Source organism: Kribbella alba, assembly GCF_039529635.1.
Taxonomy (GTDB): Bacteria; Actinomycetota; Actinomycetes; order Propionibacteriales; family Kribbellaceae; genus Kribbella; species Kribbella alba.
In genome coordinates this window covers 243,340-264,384 of record NZ_BAAANE010000007.1, presented here as the reverse complement: position 1 = coordinate 264,384, position 21,045 = coordinate 243,340, and the positions used below count along the sequence as shown (strand labels likewise).

The 21,045-nt window shown below is 69.5% G+C and carries 18 protein-coding genes; 9 read left to right on the top strand and 9 right to left on the bottom strand.

All coding sequences use genetic code 11. From position 1 onward, the window contains the following. Position 1 precedes the first annotated feature (1 nt). From ABD210_RS19245 to ABD210_RS19210, 8 genes are read left to right on the top strand one after another with little or no spacing between them, the layout of a single operon-like run. On the top strand, positions 2–1,015 hold the full coding sequence (locus ABD210_RS19245) for a hypothetical protein (protein WP_344113098.1): 1,014 nt from the start codon (positions 2–4) through the stop codon (positions 1,013–1,015). Continuing rightward, the gene (locus tag ABD210_RS19240; RefSeq protein ID WP_344113096.1) at positions 1,015–2,175 is read left to right on the top strand and encodes a glycosyltransferase; all 1,161 of its coding nucleotides are present in this window, start codon (positions 1,015–1,017) and stop codon (positions 2,173–2,175) included. The genes ABD210_RS19245 and ABD210_RS19240 overlap by 1 nt, the downstream gene beginning before the upstream one ends. Beyond that, on the top strand, positions 2,172–2,609 hold the full coding sequence (locus ABD210_RS19235; protein ID WP_344113094.1) for a hypothetical protein: 438 nt from the start codon (positions 2,172–2,174) through the stop codon (positions 2,607–2,609). The genes ABD210_RS19240 and ABD210_RS19235 overlap by 4 nt, the downstream gene beginning before the upstream one ends. Continuing rightward, a complete protein-coding gene (locus tag ABD210_RS19230) occupies positions 2,606–3,658 on the top strand; it encodes a phosphotransferase family protein (RefSeq protein ID WP_344113093.1) in 1,053 nt (350 codons plus the stop codon). The genes ABD210_RS19235 and ABD210_RS19230 overlap by 4 nt, the downstream gene beginning before the upstream one ends. A gap of 5 nt (positions 3,659–3,663) precedes the next feature. Next, entirely contained in the window at positions 3,664–4,956 is a 1,293-nt protein-coding gene (locus ABD210_RS19225) for an O-antigen ligase family protein (RefSeq protein WP_344113091.1), read from the top strand. Further along, positions 4,953–6,290, top strand: a complete 1,338-nt coding sequence (locus ABD210_RS19220; RefSeq protein WP_344113089.1) for an oligosaccharide flippase family protein — start codon at positions 4,953–4,955, stop codon at positions 6,288–6,290. The genes ABD210_RS19225 and ABD210_RS19220 overlap by 4 nt, the downstream gene beginning before the upstream one ends. Further along, positions 6,287–7,363 carry a hypothetical protein gene (locus tag ABD210_RS19215; RefSeq protein WP_344113088.1) on the top strand — a complete coding sequence of 359 codons (1,077 nt, stop codon included), beginning with the start codon at positions 6,287–6,289 and terminating at the stop codon, positions 7,361–7,363. The genes ABD210_RS19220 and ABD210_RS19215 overlap by 4 nt, the downstream gene beginning before the upstream one ends. Before the next feature lie 16 nt (positions 7,364–7,379). Next, positions 7,380–8,144 carry a sugar transferase gene (locus tag ABD210_RS19210; RefSeq protein WP_344113087.1) on the top strand — a complete coding sequence of 255 codons (765 nt, stop codon included), beginning with the start codon at positions 7,380–7,382 and terminating at the stop codon, positions 8,142–8,144. Between the two features lie 278 nt (positions 8,145–8,422). Here the strand turns inward: ABD210_RS19210 and ABD210_RS19205 are convergent, their stop codons facing one another. From ABD210_RS19205 to ABD210_RS19175, 7 genes are all read right to left on the bottom strand, one after another. After that, positions 8,423–10,141: an HNH endonuclease signature motif containing protein gene (locus tag ABD210_RS19205; protein WP_344113085.1), complete on the bottom strand. Its 1,719-nt coding sequence runs from the start codon at positions 10,139–10,141 to the stop codon at positions 8,423–8,425. Positions 10,142–10,383: 242 nt separating this feature from the next. After that, entirely contained in the window at positions 10,384–11,973 is a 1,590-nt protein-coding gene (locus tag ABD210_RS19200; RefSeq protein ID WP_344113084.1) for an MBL fold metallo-hydrolase, read from the bottom strand. An 88-nt stretch (positions 11,974–12,061) separates the two neighbouring features. Next, complete coding sequence (locus tag ABD210_RS19195; protein ID WP_344113083.1) at positions 12,062–12,790, bottom strand: response regulator transcription factor; 729 nt, start codon at positions 12,788–12,790, stop codon at positions 12,062–12,064. 48 nt (positions 12,791–12,838) lie between these two features. After that, a complete protein-coding gene (locus tag ABD210_RS19190) occupies positions 12,839–15,499 on the bottom strand; it encodes an ABC transporter permease (protein WP_344113081.1) in 2,661 nt (886 codons plus the stop codon). Then, entirely contained in the window at positions 15,496–16,203 is a 708-nt protein-coding gene (locus ABD210_RS19185; protein WP_344113079.1) for an ABC transporter ATP-binding protein, read from the bottom strand. Before ABD210_RS19185 ends, ABD210_RS19190 begins: the two co-directional genes overlap by 4 nt. Beyond that, the gene (locus tag ABD210_RS19180; RefSeq protein ID WP_344113078.1) at positions 16,200–16,862 is read right to left on the bottom strand and encodes an ABC transporter ATP-binding protein; all 663 of its coding nucleotides are present in this window, start codon (positions 16,860–16,862) and stop codon (positions 16,200–16,202) included. Before ABD210_RS19180 ends, ABD210_RS19185 begins: the two co-directional genes overlap by 4 nt. Beyond that, complete coding sequence (locus ABD210_RS19175; protein ID WP_344113075.1) at positions 16,862–17,539, bottom strand: hypothetical protein; 678 nt, start codon at positions 17,537–17,539, stop codon at positions 16,862–16,864. The genes ABD210_RS19180 and ABD210_RS19175 overlap by 1 nt, the downstream gene beginning before the upstream one ends. A 101-nt stretch (positions 17,540–17,640) precedes the next feature. Here ABD210_RS19175 and ABD210_RS19170 point away from each other — a divergent pair, with 101 nt between their 5' ends. After that, a complete protein-coding gene (locus tag ABD210_RS19170) occupies positions 17,641–18,942 on the top strand; it encodes a sensor histidine kinase (protein ID WP_344113074.1) in 1,302 nt (433 codons plus the stop codon). Here ABD210_RS19170 and ABD210_RS19165 read toward each other — a convergent pair. Next, a complete protein-coding gene (locus ABD210_RS19165) occupies positions 18,939–19,841 on the bottom strand; it encodes a decaprenyl-phosphate phosphoribosyltransferase (RefSeq protein WP_344113073.1) in 903 nt (300 codons plus the stop codon). The two genes, ABD210_RS19170 and ABD210_RS19165, sit on opposite strands and share 4 nt — an antisense overlap. Further along, positions 19,841–20,998, bottom strand: a complete 1,158-nt coding sequence (locus tag ABD210_RS19160; protein ID WP_344113071.1) for a phosphodiester glycosidase family protein — start codon at positions 20,996–20,998, stop codon at positions 19,841–19,843. Before ABD210_RS19160 ends, ABD210_RS19165 begins: the two co-directional genes overlap by 1 nt. Positions 20,999–21,045: the final 47 nt, after the last annotated feature.

Here is a 21,045-nt window from a genome sequence, read left to right as displayed (position 1 = left end):
CGTGAACGTGCTGATCCACACGGCCGGACAGCGTGTGGCGATCGAGGGCGATCCCGGATTGGTCCGCGCGACCCTCGCCGCCACCGGTACGGCCGACCAGCAGCTGATCCCCAGCCTTGACCTGCCCAACCTCGTCGTCTCGCTCGAGGCGAAGCGACAGCGCTTCGGGACGGCGCGCTGCGAGCCGATCACTCGCGGCGCCTGGGCGACCGGGCAGGGCGAGGCGATCATCGACAGCGTCGGCGGTTCCGGGTTCAGCCAGCGCTGGTCGCTCGACGAAGACGGACTGCAGGTCTCCAGCCGCTGGACGCCGACCGCCAGGGAGTCTGCGGCTGCACGCCTCTTACCCGCCCGCCACCGGGCACTCACCGGGCAGGTCCTGGTTCACTATCCGGCGCTGTGGCTCGCGGTGCAGCAAGGCTTCGCGCCACTGCACGTCTCCGTCGTGGAGGTCGACGGAGTCGCGGTGATGCTGGCCGGACCCGGCGGCGTGGGCAAGTCCAGCCTGGTGTCACGAGAACTCGCCGCGGGGGCGCGAGCGACTTGCGACAACATCGCGGTCTGCGACGGAACCGTGGCCCACGGCCTGGCCGAGCCCCTTCGGCTGCCGGCCGAGCTGACCGACCTGCCGGGTGGGAAGCGCGCCTTCCATCACCGGCGGGAACACACCTGGACCGGCCGAGCGAGGTCGCTGCGGCCGAGCTTGATCGTCGTCCTACGCCGCGGGGCGGGTGCTGCGCCTCAGGTCAGGCCGATCAGCGCGGGCCAGGCCGCCCGTGGCCTGGTGGCCGGAACCTACGCCGGCGGCGAGTTACGCCGATTCTGGCCGCTGGTAGCGGTCCTGGCACTCGCCACCAGATGCGGGCCGGTGCATCCGCAGGTCCAGCAGGTCGCCGCGACCCTGACAGCACGACTCCCCTGCGTCGAGCTGCAGCTCGGTAAGGAGCCCGGCGCCGGCCTGTCCGAACTGCTCGCCACCTCCCTCGCCGCCGTCCGCTCGAACGGAGTCCACTGATGCACAGCACGCAGCGGATCGAAGTCGCCCAGATCGTCACCAGATTCATCGCGGGCGCGGGCGGCGTGGCGCTGCGGGGAGTCCTCCCCCTCGACCCCGACCGCTACCGCGTGACCATCATCACCGGCCAGGGCGGGCCACTGACCGACCGCGCCGAAGCCGCGGGGATGGAGGTGATCCTGCTGCCGTCGCTGGTGGCACCGCTCTCTCCGCGGGACGACCTCACCGCCCTTCGGGAGCTCACCGAGCGCTGCCGGACCGGTCGGTACGACGTGGTCCACACGCACAGCGCGAAGGCGGGAGCCCTGGGCCGGGTCGCCGCACATCGTGCCGAGGTCCCGCTGATCGTGCACACCTACCACGGCTTCCCGTTCCACGAGTTCCAGAGCCCGCTCCGCAAGGCGGCGTACATCGGCATCGAGCGACGGCTGGCGCGGATCACGGATGCGGTGCTGGCGATCGGCACCGGCGTGGCCACGGAGGCGCTGCGCCGAGGTCTGGCCAGGCCGTCCACGCTGCGCACGATCGCGCCCGTGGTCGAGGCGATCACGGTTCCGCGAACAGCGGAGACGAGGGGGGTGGCCCGAGCCCGGCTCGGCATCGGCGAGCTGACGCCAGTGGTCGGGACGGTCGGGCGGATCGACTACCAGAAGGCGCCCGAGCATCTGATCGCGGCGGCCGCCAAGTTGCGGCACACCGACGCGGTCACCGTGTGGATAGGCTCCGGACCGGGCCTTGCCGAGGCAACGGAACTCGTCCGCCGGGCCGGTCTTGCCGAGCGATTCGTGTTCGCCGGCGAACGAACCGACGTGGCGAGTCTGCTGCCGGCCTTCGACGTGTTCGCGATGGCCAGTCGGTACGAGGGTCTGCCGTGTGCCGTCGTCGAGGCTATGCGGTGCGGCATTCCAGTGGTGGCCACGGCGGTCAACTCGGTGCCGGATTTGGTGGTGCCGGGCGAGAGCGGCGTGCTGGTTCCGCCGGGTCGGCCGGAACTGCTCGCCGCCGCCATCGACGGCGTACTGGACGATCCGCGGACAGCGGAACGGCTGGTCAGGCAGGGGCGGACGCGGGCCGGGAGCGACTTCGACTCGGAGCGGCTGGGCGAGGTACTCGACCAGGTCTACTCGACCGAGCGGACGGCCGGAGTGGTGGCGCGATGAGTGTCCCCGAGCAGGCCCGCGGGCCACATCCTCGGCTGTCGCCCTGGATGGCGCTGTGCCCGCTGGGAACGATCGAGATAGACGCGCGTACGACCGACGCCGCGGGAGTCGGCCGGCTCGCACCGGACCTGCCTGTCGTCCTGCTCGACCACCGGCCGTTTGCCCGCCGCAGGCTGCGCCGGCTCGCGCGGCGGTTCTCCGTCGAGGTCGAGCGGGAGTTCATCGTGCTGCCCACGATGCGGAGCGCGATCGTGATGATCGACGACAGCGAGGCTGCGGTCCGGCATTTCTGGACCGCGATCGCCACCGTGCCGCCGGGACTGGCTATCACCGCCCTACCGGCATCCGCGCTGCTTGGCCTGGCCCGGATCCTGCCCTGGAGCTGGACCGGAGCGATCGCACCCGGCCGCGCACTGGTGGGGAGGCGCTCATGACCGAGGCAACCAGAGCCGTCCACCCGCTGCCGGGCTCAGTCCACGAGGTGCTGTTCGCGCCGGCCACTCGCGGCGTCCTGATCGCCGCCTCCCGCGATCCGGACGCCAAGCTCACCTTCGTCGTCACGCCCGCCGCGAACACCTATCCGACCGGACCCACCGGGGCGGTGGCGATCAAGATCCCGGCCACGCCCGCGGCCGCCGCGGCGATCAGACGCGAGACGACCATGCTGATCCAGCTGCGCGACTCCCGTCTGGGGAGCATCGCCGGCACGATCCCGCAGTACGTCGAAACGCTGGACAGCGGCGGGCTGCCCGCGCTGGTGTCGACCGCGTTACCCGGTACGCCGATGAGCGTCCCGTACCACCGCTGGCTTCATACCGGGCGGTCCCGGCTGGTCGCCGCTGACTTCGCGTTGGCCGGCGGGTGGCTCCGCAGGTTCCAGACCGCCACTGCCGGCGAACCGGCCCCCATCACGTGGGCCGGGCAAGTGAGCGCCCAACTGCGCGACCGCTGGCACGCACACCCGCACCTCGAGGCCGCGCTGATCAGACTCGCCGCAGCGGATCGACAGCTCAGCGGCCACGCAGTGGCGCAGACCGTCGTGCATGGCGACTACTGGTTCGGCAATCTGCTGGTAGCGGACGACGCGATCTCAGGAGTGATCGACTGGGAAGGCGGCACGCGGAGCGGCTGTCCGCTGCGCGATCTGATCCGGTTCGCGCTGAGCTACTGCCTCTACCTGGACCGCCACACCCGTCCAGGCCATCGAGTACTCCGGCATCGCGGCCTCCGGCATGTCGGGTTCGGCCCGGGCATCAGCTACGGCCTGCTGAGCCGGGGCTGGCTGCCCGATCTGGTCCGTGAATACCTCCGCGACGGGCTCCGCACCCTGGGCCTGCCGGCTGAGCTCTGGTACAGCGCCGCCCTTACCGGGCTTGGCGAGATCGCGGCGCTGGCGAACTCCGACGAGTTCGGCGGCAGCCATCTCACCTTGCTGGCCGGGCTTCCACCCTGGCCGCCAACAACACAGCAGGAACAGGGCTGACGACCATGACGATCGAAACACCCCAGCGCTCCCCCGGCCGGATCGACCGGCCCGACCTCCCCCGCGGCGACGTGCTGGCGACGATGATGGGGCTCACCGTCTGTCTGCTGCCGTTCCTCGTCCCCGCCGGGCCGGGCAACACCGCGTTGGCCGACGTGGGTATGACGCTGTGTATCGTGCTCGCCCTGTTGTGGTCCGTTCGCGAGCACCTTCCGGTCAAAGTGCCTTATCTGGCAGGGATCGCGGGTCTGCTGCTCGGCGGTGCGTTCGCCGCGTACGTGTCGGAGGCACCCGTCGGCGTCGGTCTGGTCCTGGCCCAGGATGTCCTGTTGCTCGCGTGGTCGGCTGCTTTGGCGCTGGGCCGTCAAAACCCCACCATCGTCGCCGTCGTCACCCGGGCCTGGTGCCGGACCGCACCGATCTACTCAGGCGTGATGGCCGCCGCCTACCTGCTCGGCATCAACGCACTCAGTGGAGTCTCTGCCAAGGACGGCGTCAGGGCGTCGTACACCTTCGGCGATCCGAACCTGGCGGGGAACTACCTGGTCGTCTCGCTGTTCGTAATGGGCGCCTGCCAGTGTCCGCGCTCGCCTGGAGTGCGGCGGATCGCCTACATCCTGGTATTGACCGCGATCGGCTTCACCGGGTCGAACGGAGCCATGCTCACGCTGCTCGTAGGGCTGGTGCTGTGCTTCGCGGTCAGCAGGTACCGGCGACTCGGCGCCCTCGCGGGCCTGACCACCCTCGCCGCGTCCGTTCTGGTAGCCGGAATGGTCGCCGTGTTCGTGATGCCGCGGGTGGACCTCGGCCAGATCCGTGAAGCAGCAGCCGGGAGCGTCCCGCTGCTGCGCGACTCTTTCGGCCGGAGCGGCAGCTCCACCAGCGAGCGCGCGACGATCGTGAACGAGGGTGCCGATCTCTTCCTGCAGGGAGACGCCACCGGCTATGGGCCGGCCCGTACGAAGGCGACGCTCGCCGCCCACCAGGCGCCGTACGTGAAGGAGGCACACAACGACTATCTGGCCACCCTGCTGGAGCGCGGGCTGATCGGCGCGCTCGGCCTGCTGGTGCTGGGAGTCGCCGTGTTCGCTCGCTGTGTCCGGTTGGTGGTGGGCACGCTGCCGAAGGCGTACGCCGACCACGTTCCAAGAGCCTGGCTGCTGGCCGTGATAGGACCGGTGATGGCGACAGCGGCAGGGTTCTACGAGGTGCTCCATTTCCGCCATCTCTGGACCTGGCTCGGGCTGGTCGCGGCCCTCGTGCTGGTGATGCAGGACCAGCAGAGGCGGCCGTCGTGAGCGGGCCGCGGTTGCGGATCCCGGTCACCGGCGAGCTCTTCCGCACCGTGCTCGCGAACTGCTCGGCCCGCGGGCTGGCAATCACCGGGCTGACGCTCGCCACGGTCGTGGTCGCGCGGATCGGCGGCCCGGCGGCGGTCGGTGAGTACGCGTTGTTGCGCATGCTGCCCGGCTTGGTCGGCGTGCTCTGCGTGCTCGGACTGCCCGGCGCTCTCGCCTACTTCCTCGCCGCACCCCGACGGACGTTGCCGCGGTTGTGGCCGACGCTCATCGTGCTCGGCTTCGGCGGTGGCCTGGCCGGCACGGTCGCGTGGGTGGTTGTGTCACCGCTGATCGCCAAGGTGTTCTTCCCGCACGAATCTGAGTGGATGATCGCGGCGGCCGGAGCAACGGTGTCGACCCAACTGTTCCTCACCATCGGCAAGACGGCTCTCCAGGGCCTGGAAGACCGACGCGGTGGCGACATCGTGATCGCCGCCGAGGAGCTCGCCTTCCTTCCCGCTTACCTGCTGCCGTTACTGATCGGGATCCACGGAGTTGCCGCCATCATCGTCGGGCTGGCGCTGGCAGACCTGGTCGTCGCCGTCGAGGCCTGGCGGCGGGTCAGCGGACGGCTCGGCTGGCGACGGCTCGGCCTGGCCCGGGGTGACCGCGGCTGGTGGGGTCGGCCGGATCGCGCCCTGGGCCGGCAGGTCGCGTCGTATGGACTCCGCGGTCAGGTCGGCGGACTCATCACGCTGCTCAATCTGCGGCTCGACTTCGCGATCCTCGGCGCGATGGCAGGCCCGGCAGTACTGGGCGCATACGCCGTCGCGTCGAAATACGCGGAACTGCTCAGGCTGCCGGGGACGGCTCTGACGTGGGTCTTCTACCCGAGGCTGGCAAGTCTCGGAGGGACGGAGGCGGCCGCCACGGCGCGCCGCACGGTCCGGCCGACGCTGGTCGGCATCGCGGTCGCCGCGTTGCCCGTGGCACTGCTGACCTCGCCCGTGATGCGCCTGCTGTACGGCGCCCAGTTCGGTCCGGCTGTCACGCCGGCCCGGGTCCTGCTGGCGGGCATGTTGCTGGCGGGCGGCTCCGGGGTTGCCAGTGCCTACTTGTACGGGCGTGGCACCCCCGGACTCAACTCGATCGTCCTTGGGGCAGGTCTCGTCATCACGGTGGTGCTCGACCTGCTGCTGATTCCCCGCTTCGGTGCGCTCGGAGCCGCGGTCGCGTCGACGGCCGCCTACCTGTCCACGGACGCGCTGCTCGTCTACCTCCTGCTCCGGCTTACCAGGCTGCCCAGGCAGCGTGGCAACAGGACCCCGGTACCTGCGGAGGCGTCGACATGAAGGCCGTAGCAATCGCCACGCTGGCGCTTCTCCTGGTCACAGGCTGCTCCGGCAATCAACCGGCGAGCAGCCCTACAGCGACCTCCACCGGAGCCAGCGGCACGGCGACACCGCCGCCGGTCCAGAGCAAAGCCCAGCCGTCGACAAACCCCGCCTCCGGGCCAGGCGTACCGGCTGGAGACCAGTACGTCGCGTTGGCCAAGGCACTGCACAAACGCGGAGTCGCCATCTGGTGGGAGACCGACCTGGTCAGCCGCTGGCAGCAGGGGCCGGACTCCTTCGCCCAGGCGATCACCCGCCTCGGCGAGCTGGCCAAGGTGCCGGGCGTCGTCGGGTTCAAGATCTCCGACGAGATCGGCTACGGCGACGGCCTCACCACGATGGCCGATGCTGCCGAATTCCTCCGGCAGGCGAAGACCCAGCTGACCAAGGTTGCCCCCGGCAAGCAATTGCTGGTGGACGCCGTCGTGCCCGAGCTCGGCTGTCTACCTTGGCTAGGGACCAACCAGCTCGGTTGTGCTCAGCGGGTCCGGCTGAAGTACCCGGCCGCCACTGCAGCGGCCGTCGAGAGTTATCTCCGCGCCGGGCTGATCGACAGACTCGACCTCAGCACCGGTCTGCTCGACGACGCCACCTACGCCAAGTGGGGAATCACCAAGCGCGAAGCCCAGTCGGACGCCTGGAAGCGGGTCCGGGACCAGGGCTGGCCACAGCTCACCATGCTGCAGGCGCGCAAGGCGCTGGCCGAGCCGAACGGATACCAGGGTTCGCCGGACCAGGCAGCCAAAGACACTGCCACCTACATCGACGTACCGGTCGCGGCGGGCGCGCGGGCGGTCGACATCTGGACGTGGCGGCAGCACTACGAAGGCAACATCGTCAGTCTGCTCGGCCCCGACCTGTTGCCCAACCCGTTGTGGACCAATCTCGTCCAGCTGCGGAGCCATGGCACCCAGCTCGCAACCCACATGACCCCTTCGGCCATGCCAACCGACGACCGCGGGTTCGCACACGAGTGCGACCTGGCAGCCGCAGCGTTCGCCGCCATTTTCGTTGCCGCCGGCACCGGCTGAGAATGAGGAGCAGACCATGTCACTGAGCAGCCGTCTCCGCGCCCCGGCCCGGCACCGCGGCGAAGTTCGACCTGGCTACGGTGCAGTCGGCCCCGCGCGGCGCGGGCTGGACATCGTCGTGGCGGCGGTCACGCTGGTGGTCCTGCTGCCTCTCGTTGCAGTCATCGCAGGGCTGATCCTGCTGACGAGTGGCCGCCCGGTGTTCTTCAACCAGTCCCGGGTCGGCGAGCACGGCCGGCGGTTCGTCCTCTACAAGCTGCGAACCATGCGAGAGGTAGCCTCCGGCCCCGGAGTCACCGCCCAGGCGGATGCCCGGATCACCGGGCTCGGCGCCTTCCTACGCCGGACCGCGATCGACGAACTCCCCCAGCTATGGCACGTGCTGCGCGGTCAGATGACCTTGGTCGGCCCGCGCCCCGAGAGCGACGCCCTGGCCCGGCGATATCCCTCGTCGTGCCGGTCCGTGCTGATGGCAAGGCCGGGACTGACCGGGCCCGCCCAGCTCTACTACCGCGAACGCTCGGCTGTCCCTCCTGCCGACTGGCCCGATGTCGAGTCCTACTACCTGGAGGTCCTGGTCCCCCTCCGCGTGGCCGCCGACCGCGAGTACCTCGACCGGCCAACCGTCGGCCGCACCCTGCACTACCTGGCCCTCACCGCCCTCTTCGTAATCGGCGCCGCCGACCTCCAGCGCCCCGTCCAGCGGATTCCGGTCCACGCGAGTCCCTCGCCGCTCAATGACGACAGGGCACCTCGTGCCTCTAGCGCTGCGGGTAGGTGAAGGTACTTCGGATTCTTCCGCGATAACGGGGTGGTTCCGTGCCCGCACCCGCCGGCGGGCGCCGCACGGTCGCTGCCCGCCGCCGGCGGCGCCGCACGGTATGAGGAGAGCAGGCTCCTGCAACCCCGTAGTGGCGGCCGGTTTCACCGAGCTCGGCATCCAGCATGGCGACGTGATCGCCTTGCACAGCCCGAACACGATCCTCTGGCCGGTGGTGTTCGATGCGCCGCCCGGACCGGCGTCAGTCAAGGTCGCGGGAGGGCGACTTGGCGTGGGGTTTACGGGCCGGGGGATCCGGTGTCGTGGTCGTCGTCCCAGGGCGCCTTCCAGGTGGTGTCGGTCGCTGCGCTGCTTGGGGTGCGCGCGGGTGTGGCGTGGAGTGGTTCGTCGCCCCAAGGGTTGAGGCGTGCGGTTTCCTCGGGGGTGATCCAGGGGATGTCGCTGGTGTACGGCCAGGCCGGGGCAGGGCGCGGTGGTCCCTCGTCGCCGGGCGCGCCGGAAGACTCGGGCGCGCCGGCTGAATCGGGTGAACCGGGCGCGCCATGTTCAGGTGCGCCGGGTGGTCGTCGGCGGTTGAGGCGTGGGAGGCGGCCGGGTTCGGCCCAGGTGGGTCGGGTGACATTCACGCGGCCGCCGGTGATGGTGATCGTCCAGTGGCCGTGGTGGATCTGGATGTGATGGGCCCGGCAGAGCAGGACCAGATTCCACATCGCGGTCGGGCCGCCGTCGATCCAATGGATCAGGTGGTGGGCATCGCACTGGATCGGCGGTGCACCGCACACGACACAGCCCCTGTCACGGAAGTTCAGCGCGCGGCGCATCGCCCGGTTGACGAACCGCTCCTCCTTCCCCACATCCAAAGGTTCGGAGTCGGAGCCGAGGATGATCGGGACGACGCCCGCGTCGCAGGCCAGCCGCCGGACGGCGGCGGCGGACAGGTTGCCGCCGTAGACGAACCGGCCGAACCCCGGGTTGGTGTGGTCGAGGGCACCCAGCCCATCAAACCCGCCCGGCCCGCCGGGCCCGCCGAGCCCGCCGTTCCCGCTGCCTTCGGCGTTCTCGCCGTTGCCGTTGCTGGTGGCGGCGACGGCGTTTTGGAGGTCGGTGAGGTCGATGGTGACGGTGATGTGGGGTTTGATGACGCCGTGGCCGGTGGTGCCGGCACCGGCGGCGGCGTTCAGCACCGTGGTCAACGCGTCGGCCTGCCGCTTGTCACGGGATCTGGGGTCTTGTTCGCCGTCGATGGTCTTGTGCGGTTTGGCGTTGGCGTCGATGAGGGTGTTGAGCAACTCGGCGTTCTCGTTGGCGAGGAACCCGCCGAACTTCAGGCCGTGGTCGGCGTTCTTCATCCAGAACGCCTCGCGGGCGTAGGCCTTGTCCTCGGCCGGTTCGGGTCCGTCGGTGTCGAGCAACTCCAGGATCTGCCGGCCGAGGTCGCGCAGATCTCCGGGCGGCAGGTGCCGCGCGGCCCGCACCATCTGCTCCTCCGCCGCGACCACATCCTCCACCGGCACCGTGGTCGGGACCTTCTCCAACGCGGACACAATCGCCCTCGCCTGCGCCAAATGCAGCAGCACCGGAACGTCCCCACCCGCGGCGCCGTCGGCGTTCTCCTCGTCGGCCTGCTCGTCACCGGTGGTCTGGTCCTCGCCGGTCTGGTCGCTGTCTGGTGCGGCGGGGTCGCGCTCGCTGCCAGGCTCGTCGCCGTCGAGGCCGGGGGTGGGCAGGGCGGCGGAGACGAGTTCGTACTTGGGCAGCGCCGCGGCCAGTTTGAGGTCGCGGCGGACGTCGGCCTTGTCGAGGCGGTGCCGAAACGACACGAGTTCGGCGGTGTCGCGGGCGCCGAGCTCCTTGGCGTGGCCGCCGGCGTCGAAGCCGGCCAGGACCTGGAGCCGGTAGGTTTCCAGCCGGCTGATCTCGTCGTACAGCGCGTCGAGGGCGGTCAGCTGTTCGCTGCCACTCATCGACCACACCGGCCGCATCTCCACGAGATCCATACCGATAACTGTAGACGGGGCCGCCGACAGTTTCTGTGCCGAGAACCCGTTATAGATAAGGGATTCCGTGAGGCACCGAAACCCGCCAAGTTGTCCACAGCAACCGTAGACCTGTGGACGCAGAGCTGGTGAAAAGGACTGAGTTGTCCACAGCCCAACGTGAGGCTGCGTTTGCGCGTCCAACACCTCGACAGCAGCGCCTGCTACACCAGCGGCAGCCGGAGTCGCGTGGCTGAAGGCAATCAGACAGCCTCGGAGATGTAGGCAGGTCTCACGACCAAAGGCTCGCAGCGGGCGTTGAGGCAACTGCCGGTGGTGAGGTCGAACTCGAAGTTGTGCCCCAGGCAGCGAAGGACGCCGTTGACGACGACCCCGGTCTCAGCCAGGTCTTCGCCGGCGTGCGGGCAGAACCGGCCCACCTGCAACTGCTCGCCACCGACGGTGATCTCGATGGTCTCCTCGGGATCACGGGCATCCTCGAACCGCTCCACGGCTCGGAGCGCCGCGCGGTCGGCGTGCTTCAGCAGACCGACCAAATAGTCGTTGTAGCGATCCGGCTGCCGCCGGGCGGTGAATCGCAGCGACAGCAGGAGTTCCTCCCAGCGGGTGCGGCCGGAGATCACACCGTCCAGCCAGCGGCCGTCGAGGACCAGCCGGTAGTCGGCGTGCCCCTCCCCGCCGTCCAGTTCGACCCATACCCGATCAGGTCCGATGTGCGCGTCCCAGACACCCCCGCCAGGCCCGGACACCTCGAAGCGGACGGTCATACCGATCCGGGCCAGAAAGTACTCTGAGAGCGTGCCCAGCGACTCGAAGTGCGCCTTGAACCTCTCCGCGAAGCCCGCGGCCGGCAACGGGTTCGCGGCCCAGGCGGCCTCGATCGCAGGTCGGCGTCGGGCGGCATAGGCCTCCAGGTAGCGGCGTCGCTCTCGCACACCGGCCTCGAGCGAGAACTCCTGCCAGTGCGGATCACGGAAGACCTCGAGGTCACCCAGCCCGACCGCGTCGCCCGGTAGCAGACAGACGCCCGGCTGCTGCGGAAGGCGTTCCGCAAGCCACGCCAGCGCCTCACCCTGGTCCGGGAAGATGCCACCTGGGCGGAGGCCGCTGTTCAGCTCGAACAGGTCGTCGTCGAGGAAGCAGGGCGGCCCGGCGTACGGCATCACAAGCCGCGGTTGGATACTACGGAGCAGCCGGGTGACCGCCTTGAACTTGCCGATCCGCTTGATCGTCGAGATCCGCTCCCGCTCGGCCTCGTCGTACTCGTAGCGCACCGGGTGCCAACTGGCGCCGGACATCTGCACACCCATCAGGTCGAACTCCCCGCCCACCTCGGCCATCGCGCGCCGCGTCTGCGCCAGCGAGATCCGCGCGTCGTTCGTGTGCAGCACGCTCCGCCCGGCGACCTTGATCAGGACGGCGGCGTCGTGGCTCATCGGGCACTGCTCAGGGATGACGGTCAGCCAATCGTCCGGATCGTCACCGAGCGGATACCGCTGCCAGGCATCGAGTACGACGGCCCGGGTGCGGCCTATCGCCCGGAGCCGGCGCTGCATGATGGTGGACGGATAGCGCGGGATCACCACCGGGATCTGTGCGGGCAGGCCGGCGATCAGGTCGAGGTCGAGGTGGTCCAGATGCTCGTGCGAGACGACGACCAGGTCCACGTCGAGCAGGTCCGGCGTCAGCAGGTGCGAGTTGTCCGGGAACGGGAACCAGGCGCCGAGGAAGGCACCGCCCGGAGACAACCAGGGATCAGCCAGCAAGCGGACTCCCGGCGCGTCGACACGCAACCCGGCATGACCCAGCGCAGTGACCCTCGCTTCACTCATAGCCCAAGGCTCCCGGCCCCAGGCGCCCTGATCATCACCCGCCTGGATGAGAGCGGCTACGTCGTCTGAACCAAATACCGCGCGAACGTCAGAGCGGCTCGTCGGGTGGGTCGAGCCGATAGCCGTGACCCCGGAGCGTGTTCAGCGTCGGCAGCCTCGCGGGCACCTGGCCCGCCTCCCCCGCTTCCTGGAGCCGCCGGCGCAGCGAGGCCATCGTGACATCGAGCGTCTTGGTCGACCCGAACCAGTTCTCGTCCCAGACCCTGGCCATCAGGTCCTCCCGCGAAACCGCCGAACCGGCGTTCTGCACAAGCGTTTCGAGTAGCTCGAACTCCTTCGGCCGCAAGGCCAGCTCGGCACCGCCGACAGTGCACCGCCGGGCGGCGCCGTCGAGGACCAGGTCAGCGATCCGCACCGGCCCGCCGGTGCGCGAGGTGGAGCGGTGCCGGAGGTGGGCCCGCAACCTGGCCAACAGGACAGTGAGGCTGAACGGCTTGAGCAGGTAGTCGTCCGCCCCCGCGTCCAGGCCGGAAACGATGTCGATCTCGTCGCTCCGGGCGGTGAGGATGACCAGCAGCAGCTCCGGCAGCTCCGACCTGAGCCGGCGCGCGACCTCGATGCCGTCCAGATCGGGCAGGCCGAGGTCAAGGAGGACGACCTCGGCCTGCTCGCGGCGCGCTCCCGCCAGGCCGGAGCGCCCGTCACGGAACCACAACGACCGGTACCCGTTGCTCTCGAGAGCCCGGTCCAGCAGGCGGCCGATCGTCTCGTCGTCCTCGACGACGACCACCACGCGCCGGTCGCTGCTGATCCCCACCTAGCCAACGGTAGGACCTGTTCGCTGAGTTGACGCTGAGAAAACCGGTCACAGTTCGCGTAGTTCCTCCACCGGCGGCCGCGCGGAGCCGCGAGCGCTGGCCAGCGCGCCGGCCAGAATGGCGCCTACCGCGACCAGCACCGTCGCCATCAGGTAGAGCCACGGCACCGCGATCGCGGACGGCGGCGGATCGAAGACACCGGTCATGACCTTGACCAGCATCCGTGCCAGCAGCCAGGCGACGAGACCACCTCCGATCAGCCCACCGACGGTGACGGTGATCGCCTCGCTCAACACCAGCCCACGCAGCTGCCGTCGACTTGCTCCGAGGACGGTCGCGATGGCGAACGCCCGCCGCCGCTCGGCCAACCCGAGGGCCAGCACCAGACCGCCCGCCCCGGCTGCGATCAGGATGGCGAAGACCAGCTCGAACCTGGTGAGCCCGGACAGATCGACCGATGTCAGGCTCGAACCGATCTTGGACCGGACCTGGGTCAGATCGGTCACGTTGGCCGACGCGCCGAGTTGCTGCCGCAACTGGGTGGCAACGGCCTGCTGCCCGGAGCCGCCGGTGTCGACCAGGAACGCGCCGACGGCGTTGCTCCCGGTCGCCCGTGCCACATAGTCGGAGTTCGCGACGAAGAAGCTGTCCTTCGGCGCGGTCGGGAACTCCTTCACGATCCCGGCGTAGTGGAACGACACGCTCCGGAACGCCTTGGTCTTGCTGTCCTGCAGCCGGAGCTTCAACAGATCACCCGGGGACAGCTGGAAGTCCTTCACCGTCTCGTCGCTGACCAGGATCGCGTCAGGCTGCTTGGCCAAGGTGTCCATCAACTGCCGGGCCGTCCCGCCGACGAAGTACGCGTCCTGCAGGGCGGTCGCTCCGCCGATCGACGCCGGCCGTACGCCGTACAGGTCCTGCAGGTCCGACCCCACGTAGGCGAACCGATGCTGGATCGGTTCGACTCCCTTCACGCCGCTCGCCGCGGTCAACTGCTTCGCCGCATCCGGTCCGACGATCACCCCGGGCGACTCGGTGACGGTGACGTCGGCACCGTTCGTCAGCATCGCATCGGCCTCGGCCTGCTGCTTGTACGTCGAGTTGAAGGTCGCCGTGGACGCCGCGAACGAGATCGCCAGCCCCAGCAGCACCACCGACCTGATCAGCGGGCGGCGTTGCCGCGACATGCTCGCCGCGGTCGTGGTGGCCAGCGTGCCGGTGATCGGCCGGACCAGCCGGGTCAGCGGGCGTCGTCCGTGCTGCAACGCGAGCGCGGACAGCCGCCAGAGCAGCAGGGCACCACCCAACCAGAGCAGAGCGGGACCGAAGAACGCCCAGTAGGACACCGAGATGGTCGGCACTCCCTCGGGCGCCAGCACCAACGAGTAGTTGTTGTTGCTCGAGGCCCAGAAAACCAGCAAGGAGATCGCCAGGAACACGAAGTCCAGGCCGAGCCGCATCCACAGCGGGTTCTTGACCTGCCCGACCTGCTGACGCGCCTCACTGACCGTGCCGGTCCTCGGGTCACGCAGAACCGGTACCAGCACGGTGGCAGCGGCGACGAGAAGTCCCGCCAGCAAGGCGATCCCGAACCACAGCAGCGTGGATCCGGCGCCGGCTCCGAACGTGGCTGCCCCGAAGGAGACTCGTCCGACGATCGCCGCCAGCGCGAGGCCGAGCAGACCGCCGCCGAGCCCGACCAGTCCGGCCTCGATCGCGGCCAGACCGATCACCTGACCGGACCGCAGTCCACGAACCCTGAGCAGGGCCTGCTCACGCCGCCGGCGGATCGCGCCCGAGCCTGCGAGAGCCGCCGTCAGCAGAGCCGCCAGCACCGCGCCGGGCACGCCGAGGAAGAGGAACAGGATCTGCGCGTACGACGCGTCGCTGCGGGCCGCGCCCAAGGCCGCGCCCAGGTTGTTGCCGACCACCCCGGCACCGGCGAGCCCGGCTTCCAGGTTGTGAGCAGCCCCGATGACGGTCGTGTAGGCACTCGCGGGTGCACTCGGCAGCGTTGCGTTCCGGCGCACGTGGATCTGCGTCGTCACGGCCGCGGGATCCGTCGCCGCGGCCGGCGCCATCAGCTGCCGGAAAGTTGCCTGCGGCAACAGCAGGACATTGTCCGGTGGCGCCGACGGCTGGGACTGCGGCGGCGCTCCGACCTTCTGGAACAGCGAGTCCGCCTGCGGCAGGTCGATGACGCCGGCCACCTGCACCTTGACCGGAGCGAGCCCCGGGCGACCGATGGAGATCGTGTCACCAGGCGCCGCGTGCAGGTTCGCCGCCGTCTGCTGGGCCAGCAACACCCCGTCCGTCCGCCCGGTGAGCTGCCGGATCTCCCCCGGGAACGCGTTGCGATAGTTGGGCGGCAGGCCGAGGACGACGCCTGGCCCGGTGGTCTGGGTGGATCCGCCGAGGCTTGACTCGAATCCGGTGGTGCGGCCGAAGGCGACCGCCTCCGCCGAACCGACTCCTGGCGTCGTACGGACCGTGTTCAGGACGGCGGCGGGATCGCCGCCGGGCTGGACCTCGACCTGCCAGTCGACCGCGACCGAGGAGGCAGCACGGGCTGTCATGGTGGCTTGTGAAGCAGTCAGGAAGGCGCCGAGCGCTGCGATCAAGGCGACGGACAAGGAGACACCAGCGGCGGTGGCGAGCAGTCGGCCACCACGTCGACGGACCAGGCCGCCGAGCCAGAGTGCGATCACAGGAGCTCTCCCTTGACGGGCGTGAACAGTCTGCCGTCGCGCATCTCCCACTGCTCGTCGAACCGATCGCCGACGGCCTGGTCATGGGTCGTGATGACGAGAGCGGCGCCGGCTTCATCAGCGGCCTTGAACAGCACGTTGATGACGTGGCGGCCGGTGGTCGCGTCGAGTTGCCCGGTCGGCTCGTCCGCGAGCAGCAACCGGGGCCGGAGCGTCAGGGCCCGCGCGACGGCGACCCGCTGCGCCTGGCCACCCGAGAGCGTCTCGGGCAACTGGTTCACCAGGGCGGCGACTCCGACGATCTCGAGAGCCGCGAGCGCGCGTTCCTTCGCAGTGGCTTCGTCCGTCCCGGTGAGAACGGCAGCCATCATCGTGTTCTCCAGTACGTCGAGAGCGGGGAGCAGGCTCGGGCCCTGGAACACCACAGCGATGTCGCGGGACCGTTCGACCGCGGTCGACCCGAAGGAAGGCCAGCTGACCTCCCCGCTCGTTGGTGCTTCGAGACCTGCCAGCAGGTGAAGGAGGGTGGACTTCCCCGAGCCCGAAGGGCCCGTGATGGCGATCCGGGCCCCGGCGGAGACCTCGCAGGTGCAGCCGTGAACCGCGACGACGGCCGTGTCCCCGTGCCCGAACGTCCTGGCCGCGTCAACGCAGCGGACCACCTGACCGGGGTGGTGGGGTGGGGTCAGAAATTGTTCAGTCATGCGACGATCCGTCCGTCATGTAGCTCGATCACGCGGTCGGCGATCCGCATCACCACCGCGCTGTGGGTCACCAGCAGGACACCCTGACCCCGGCGGGCTCCCGACCGGATCAGTTCCAGCACGACCTGCTCGGTCTGTCCGTCCAGCTCACCGGTGGGTTCGTCGGCCAGCAGCACGTCCGGCTCGTTGCTCAGGGCAACCGCAAGTCCGGCCCGGGCCAGCTCACCACCGGACAGCTCGGTCGGTATCGCGCGGCCGCGCCCGCTCAGGCCGACCTCCTCGAGCAGGCTCTCCGGAGACCGCGACGGCTTCCGGCCGGCCGCGGCCTGGGCGAGCCGGATGTTGTCTCTCACGTCGAGGTGAGCCAGCAGGTTGCCGGACTGCAGCAGGATGCCGAGCCGCCGGCTGCGGATCTTTGCCCGCAGTGGCTCGGGACGGTGGCTGATCTGCTCGCCACCGATCGTGACCGCTCCCCCGGCCGGCTCGTCCAGACCCGCCAGGCAACCCAGCAGGGTCGACTTGCCCGAGCCGGACGGACCGACCACCGCGACCGTCTCGCCGCGAGCCACCTGCAGACTGACCCCGCGCAGCGCAAGGGTCTCCTCGTCACCGGCCCGGAAGAAGCGGTACAGGTCCTGACAGCGCAGGGCCTCGGTCATCACGCCCACCGCACGGACTCGGACACGATCTTCCACGGGTCGACGTTGTCCGCGTTGGTCGGTCCGGACAGCGTCAGGGTGACCAACTTGCCATTCTGGAAGAACAGGTACTGCTCGAACGCGTCGCGGACGACCTTGCCGGTGACCGGATCGGGGCTGGAGTCACCCTGGTAGGTGACCAGCACGACCTTGCCGGCGGGCCGGGAGATCTCGCTCACCTTGCCCATCGCGAATTTGGGCACCTGCCGCTGCAGCGCCGGCACGAGCTGGCTGCTGACCGACTGCGTGGTCGGTGCCGCCGTCGCGGCCGTCGCGCCCACCTGGATGCGGTTGAGCTTGTCGCCGAACGAGGTGACCGCGCCCGCCGTACTGCGGGCCCAGCCTTCGGGCACCTTGACGGAGTAGCCGCCACCAGGCGGCTGGAAGGCGACGTACGCCTGGTTGTCCGGGATGTCACCCGGCGGGTTCGACTCGGTCGCGACCGGGTTCGGAGGCGTCGTGGCCGACCCGGTCGGCGGCTGCGTGGTGCTGGTCGACGGAGTGCTCGCCTGGGACGTCGGAGCCGTGGACGGCGTGGACGCCGCCGAGCCCGAACTGCCGGAACTGCTGCAGGCGCTGGCGAATCCGGTCAGCGTCACCACGGCGAGCGGAACGACTATTAGTTGCCTGATCTTCATGGAGTTGACGCTAGGCAGGAGCAGGTAAGCGGTTGGCCTGCCTCGGGTTAGAGGAAGGCAAAAGTGTGCCGGTGGGTCGATCGAGCCACCATGATGGAGCCATGAGACAGCGAGTCAGCAGGGTCGCCATCGTCGCCGTAGCGGTTGCTCTGGTGCTGCTGGCCGTGCCGTTCGGCGTCGGGATCCGAATCTCCTACTTCGCCGACGAACGCACCGAACTGGAGCGTGCGGCGCTGGCTGCCGCGGTTCAGGTCGGACCGGACATCGCGGTCGGCGATCCGCTCGAGTTGCCGGCTCCGATCACCGACGGGCGGGTCGCGGTGTACGACCGGTCGCTGAAGTTCCGGGCGGGCGCCGGTCCGGCCGTCGCCGACGCGACGACGAGATCGGCACTGGGCGGCGTGGTGACGCAGGGTCGTGCGAATGGCGAGCTCGTGGTCGCGGTCCCGGTCGCCAGCTCCGAACGCGTCATCGGCGTCGTTCGAGCGTCCTCGCCGACCAGCGGAATCTGGAACCGGATCCTGCTGGCCTGGCTGGGTGTCGCGGGGCTGGCCGTGCTCGCGCTCCTGGTCGGGGTGGCGGTGGCAGTGCGACAGGCACGGCGCTTGAGCAAACCGCTCGAATCGCTGGCCGACACCGCACGGTCGGTGGCCGGCGGCGACCTGACCGCCCGCGCGGCGCCGAGCGGCATCCCGGAGATCGATGCGGCGGCCGGGGCACAGAACGCGATGGTGACCCGGCTCGCCGCCGTCCTGGATCACGAACGCCACTTCGCCACCGACGCGTCACACCAACTGCGGACGCCCCTTGCCGGCCTGCAACTCGGACTGGAGTCCGCGGTCAACGATCCGGCCGCGGATCATCGCGAGGCGCTCGAGGAGGCCTTGCGGCAGTCCGGCGAGCTCCAGCGCACAGTGGAGCAGGTGCTTGCGCTGTCCCGGTTGAAGCCGCAGAAGCCGGATGCGGCCCAGCTCGGCACGGTCGACGAACTCATCACCGAACTGCGTCATCGGTGGCACAAGTCGTTGGCCGGGCAGGGGCGCCGGATCGATCTCGTCGCGAAGGAGGGGACGGGGCTGCTCCAGGTCCCCCTGAACGCCTGGCAGCAGATCCTCGACGTCCTGATCGACAACGCCAGGGTGCACGGCCACGGCACGGTGCTCGTCACCATCCGGGATGCCTTCGGGGCGGTCGCGATCGACGTCGCTGACGAGGGCGCCATCGCCGACGGGTCCAGCGACCTCTTCCAGCGCGGGGTCAGCCGGGCCGGTTCCGGCGTCGGCCTGGGCCTGGCCCGTGATCTGGCCGAGTCGCAGGGTGGACGTCTCACCTTGGTCAGCACGGCACCGACCACCTTCAGCATCCTGATGCCGGATCCCGACGACCCAGACCTCGACAACTAGGCCAGGTACAACCCGGCGCCGACGAGGAGAGCCCAGGACAGGCCCGCGACGAGGAGAACGCGATCACGGAAGATCTCGTGCTCCGGCAGCTCACCGCGTCCGCTCGAGACCAGCAGGCCGTAGCGCAACAGGCCGGTCAGGAAGGGCAGGAACGACACCGCGAGCAACTCGCGGAAGACGTCGTGACCCAGGTACTGGAACGCCCAGAGGCCATAGGAAAGGGAGGTCCCGAGTAGAGCAACCGTCGTCAGCTGGTCCAGCCACGCGGACGAATAGGCAGCCAGCACCGGCCTGCTCCGTGCATCTGCCGCGGCCCATTCCGCCCGCCGCTTGCCGGCGACCAGGAAGAGGGCGCCGAACAACGAGACCAGCAGGAACCAGTTCGACACCGGCACCCGTGCCGCGGTGGCTCCGGCCGCGGCCCGCAGTACGAAGCCGAGGGCAACGACGACCACGTCCACCACAGCGACGTGCTTGAGGCCGTAGACGTAGAGCAGCTGCGTGACAAGGTAGGCGATTCCCAGCCCCAGAGTCGGTAGGCCGACAGATGCCGCAGTGGCGAGGCCAGCGACGGCCGCTGCGCCACCCCAGATCAAGGCGACCGGCGGGCTGATCAGACCGGCGGCCACCGGCCGGTACTGCTTGCGTGGGTGACGGCGATCATCCGGTGCGTCCCTGACATCGTTGAACGCATAGATCCCGATCGAGAGCAACGTGAACGCGATCGCCGCCACCGTCGCCCGCAACAGTGCTGTCGGCTGATCGATCACGCCCGCGGCGGCCGGGGCGGCGAACAGCATCGCGCCCTTGTGCCATTGCTGCGGCCGGCTGAGTTTCAGCAGCGGCAAGCGATGACGGGTGGTCCGCAGTACGGCCGGCGGTTTGCGCAGGTCGGTCATCAGCGGGCCACGACGTAGAAGAAGTCTCGCTGGTCGGCCTGGAGATAGCGATCGGCCGGCGAGCTCATCGAAGGCAGCAGCTTGCGGTTGTTGACGGACAGATTGCCGACCGGCTGCTCGATGTTGAAGCTGACCATCGCGGAGTGGATGTCGAGCTCCATCCCGTTCACGATCCCGGCCTGGTGCATGGCCGAGGCCAGTGTGGCCAGCGTCAAGCCGTTCCCGGCGACGTAGATGAGGTTGCCCTTGGCATCGGTTCCGAGGGCGGAGCGCCAGGTGTACTCGAACTGGCTGCGGGTGCTCCCCCAGGCGCCGGTCGCGTTGTCGGCCAGACCGCCGGCGATCTTGCCGTTCGTGATCACCATGTCGAGGTTCTGCCGGACCGCGACCACGTCGGGGCTCATCCGCACGGTCTGGTTCCACGCGCCGATCCGGACCACTCCGTTGCGGTCGATCACCGCCGAGGCGCGACCGTCGACCAGCGGGACAGCAGCCCCCGCCTCTGTGGTGTACCAGCCGGACTTCGAGTCATGCATCTTGAAGCCGGCGTTGAACACCGCGACCAGACCCGGCACGGCACTGCTCGGCACCGAGTAGCCGTTCTTGGAAGCCATTCCCACCACCGGCTCTCTGGTCCCCGGCATCAGCCGGACGATGTCGGAGCCCTGCGGGATGAGGGCCGCGGCCGCTGTCACCGGCAGGTGCCCGGGATCCGGGCGGACCCAGGTGGTCCACAACAGGGACTTGCCTCCCGCGCCCTGCCGGGCCGGACTCCAGACACCTTCGTGGGCGAGTGGCTTCACGCCCGGCAGCAGGCTGACCTTCGGCAGGCCGGCGAGCTGACCTGGCGTCGGCGCGGCTTTCCCGGCCGTTCCAGCCGCCGTTCCAGCCGCCGGGATGTCACTCGGATTACCGGTTGCGGGCGGCGCCTGGCGCGAGTACTTCCACGTCTCGATGGTGTCGATGATCTTGCCGCCACCATGGTCTCGGACCCATTCGACGGACCGGACGGCGAACGTGGCGTTACCGGGATACAGGAGGGCGCGCACGTACGAAATGGCCGGCACCACCAGTAGCAAGCAGATGCCGAGCGCGATCCACCGTCGGCGCCGGCGGCGCCGGGCCTTCTTCGCGGGGATCGGGAGCGATTGCTTCATGCTTCCAGTACACCGAATACATCCTGAGAAGTTCCGGAGAAAACCCT

Excerpts from the sequence above, each read along its gene's own strand:
- ABD210_RS19240 (WP_344113096.1), top strand. The coding sequence starts at position 1,015 with ATGCACAGCACGCAGCGGATCGAAGTCGCCCAGATCGTCACCAGATTC.
- ABD210_RS19235 (WP_344113094.1), top strand. The coding sequence starts at position 2,172 with ATGAGTGTCCCCGAGCAGGCCCGCGGGCCACATCCTCGGCTGTCGCCC.
- ABD210_RS19230 (WP_344113093.1), top strand. The coding sequence starts at position 2,606 with ATGACCGAGGCAACCAGAGCCGTCCACCCGCTGCCGGGCTCAGTCCAC.
- ABD210_RS19225 (WP_344113091.1), top strand. The coding sequence starts at position 3,664 with ATGACGATCGAAACACCCCAGCGCTCCCCCGGCCGGATCGACCGGCCC.
- ABD210_RS19215 (WP_344113088.1), top strand. The coding sequence starts at position 6,287 with ATGAAGGCCGTAGCAATCGCCACGCTGGCGCTTCTCCTGGTCACAGGC.
- ABD210_RS19210 (WP_344113087.1), top strand. The coding sequence starts at position 7,380 with ATGTCACTGAGCAGCCGTCTCCGCGCCCCGGCCCGGCACCGCGGCGAA.
- ABD210_RS19205 (WP_344113085.1), bottom strand. The coding sequence starts at position 10,141 with ATGGATCTCGTGGAGATGCGGCCGGTGTGGTCGATGAGTGGCAGCGAA.
- ABD210_RS19200 (WP_344113084.1), bottom strand. The coding sequence starts at position 11,973 with ATGAGTGAAGCGAGGGTCACTGCGCTGGGTCATGCCGGGTTGCGTGTC.
- ABD210_RS19185 (WP_344113079.1), bottom strand. The coding sequence starts at position 16,203 with ATGACTGAACAATTTCTGACCCCACCCCACCACCCCGGTCAGGTGGTC.
- ABD210_RS19180 (WP_344113078.1), bottom strand. The coding sequence starts at position 16,862 with ATGACCGAGGCCCTGCGCTGTCAGGACCTGTACCGCTTCTTCCGGGCC.
- ABD210_RS19175 (WP_344113075.1), bottom strand. The coding sequence starts at position 17,539 with ATGAAGATCAGGCAACTAATAGTCGTTCCGCTCGCCGTGGTGACGCTG.
- ABD210_RS19170 (WP_344113074.1), top strand. The coding sequence starts at position 17,641 with ATGAGACAGCGAGTCAGCAGGGTCGCCATCGTCGCCGTAGCGGTTGCT.
- ABD210_RS19165 (WP_344113073.1), bottom strand. The coding sequence starts at position 19,841 with ATGACCGACCTGCGCAAACCGCCGGCCGTACTGCGGACCACCCGTCAT.
- ABD210_RS19160 (WP_344113071.1), bottom strand. The coding sequence starts at position 20,998 with ATGAAGCAATCGCTCCCGATCCCCGCGAAGAAGGCCCGGCGCCGCCGG.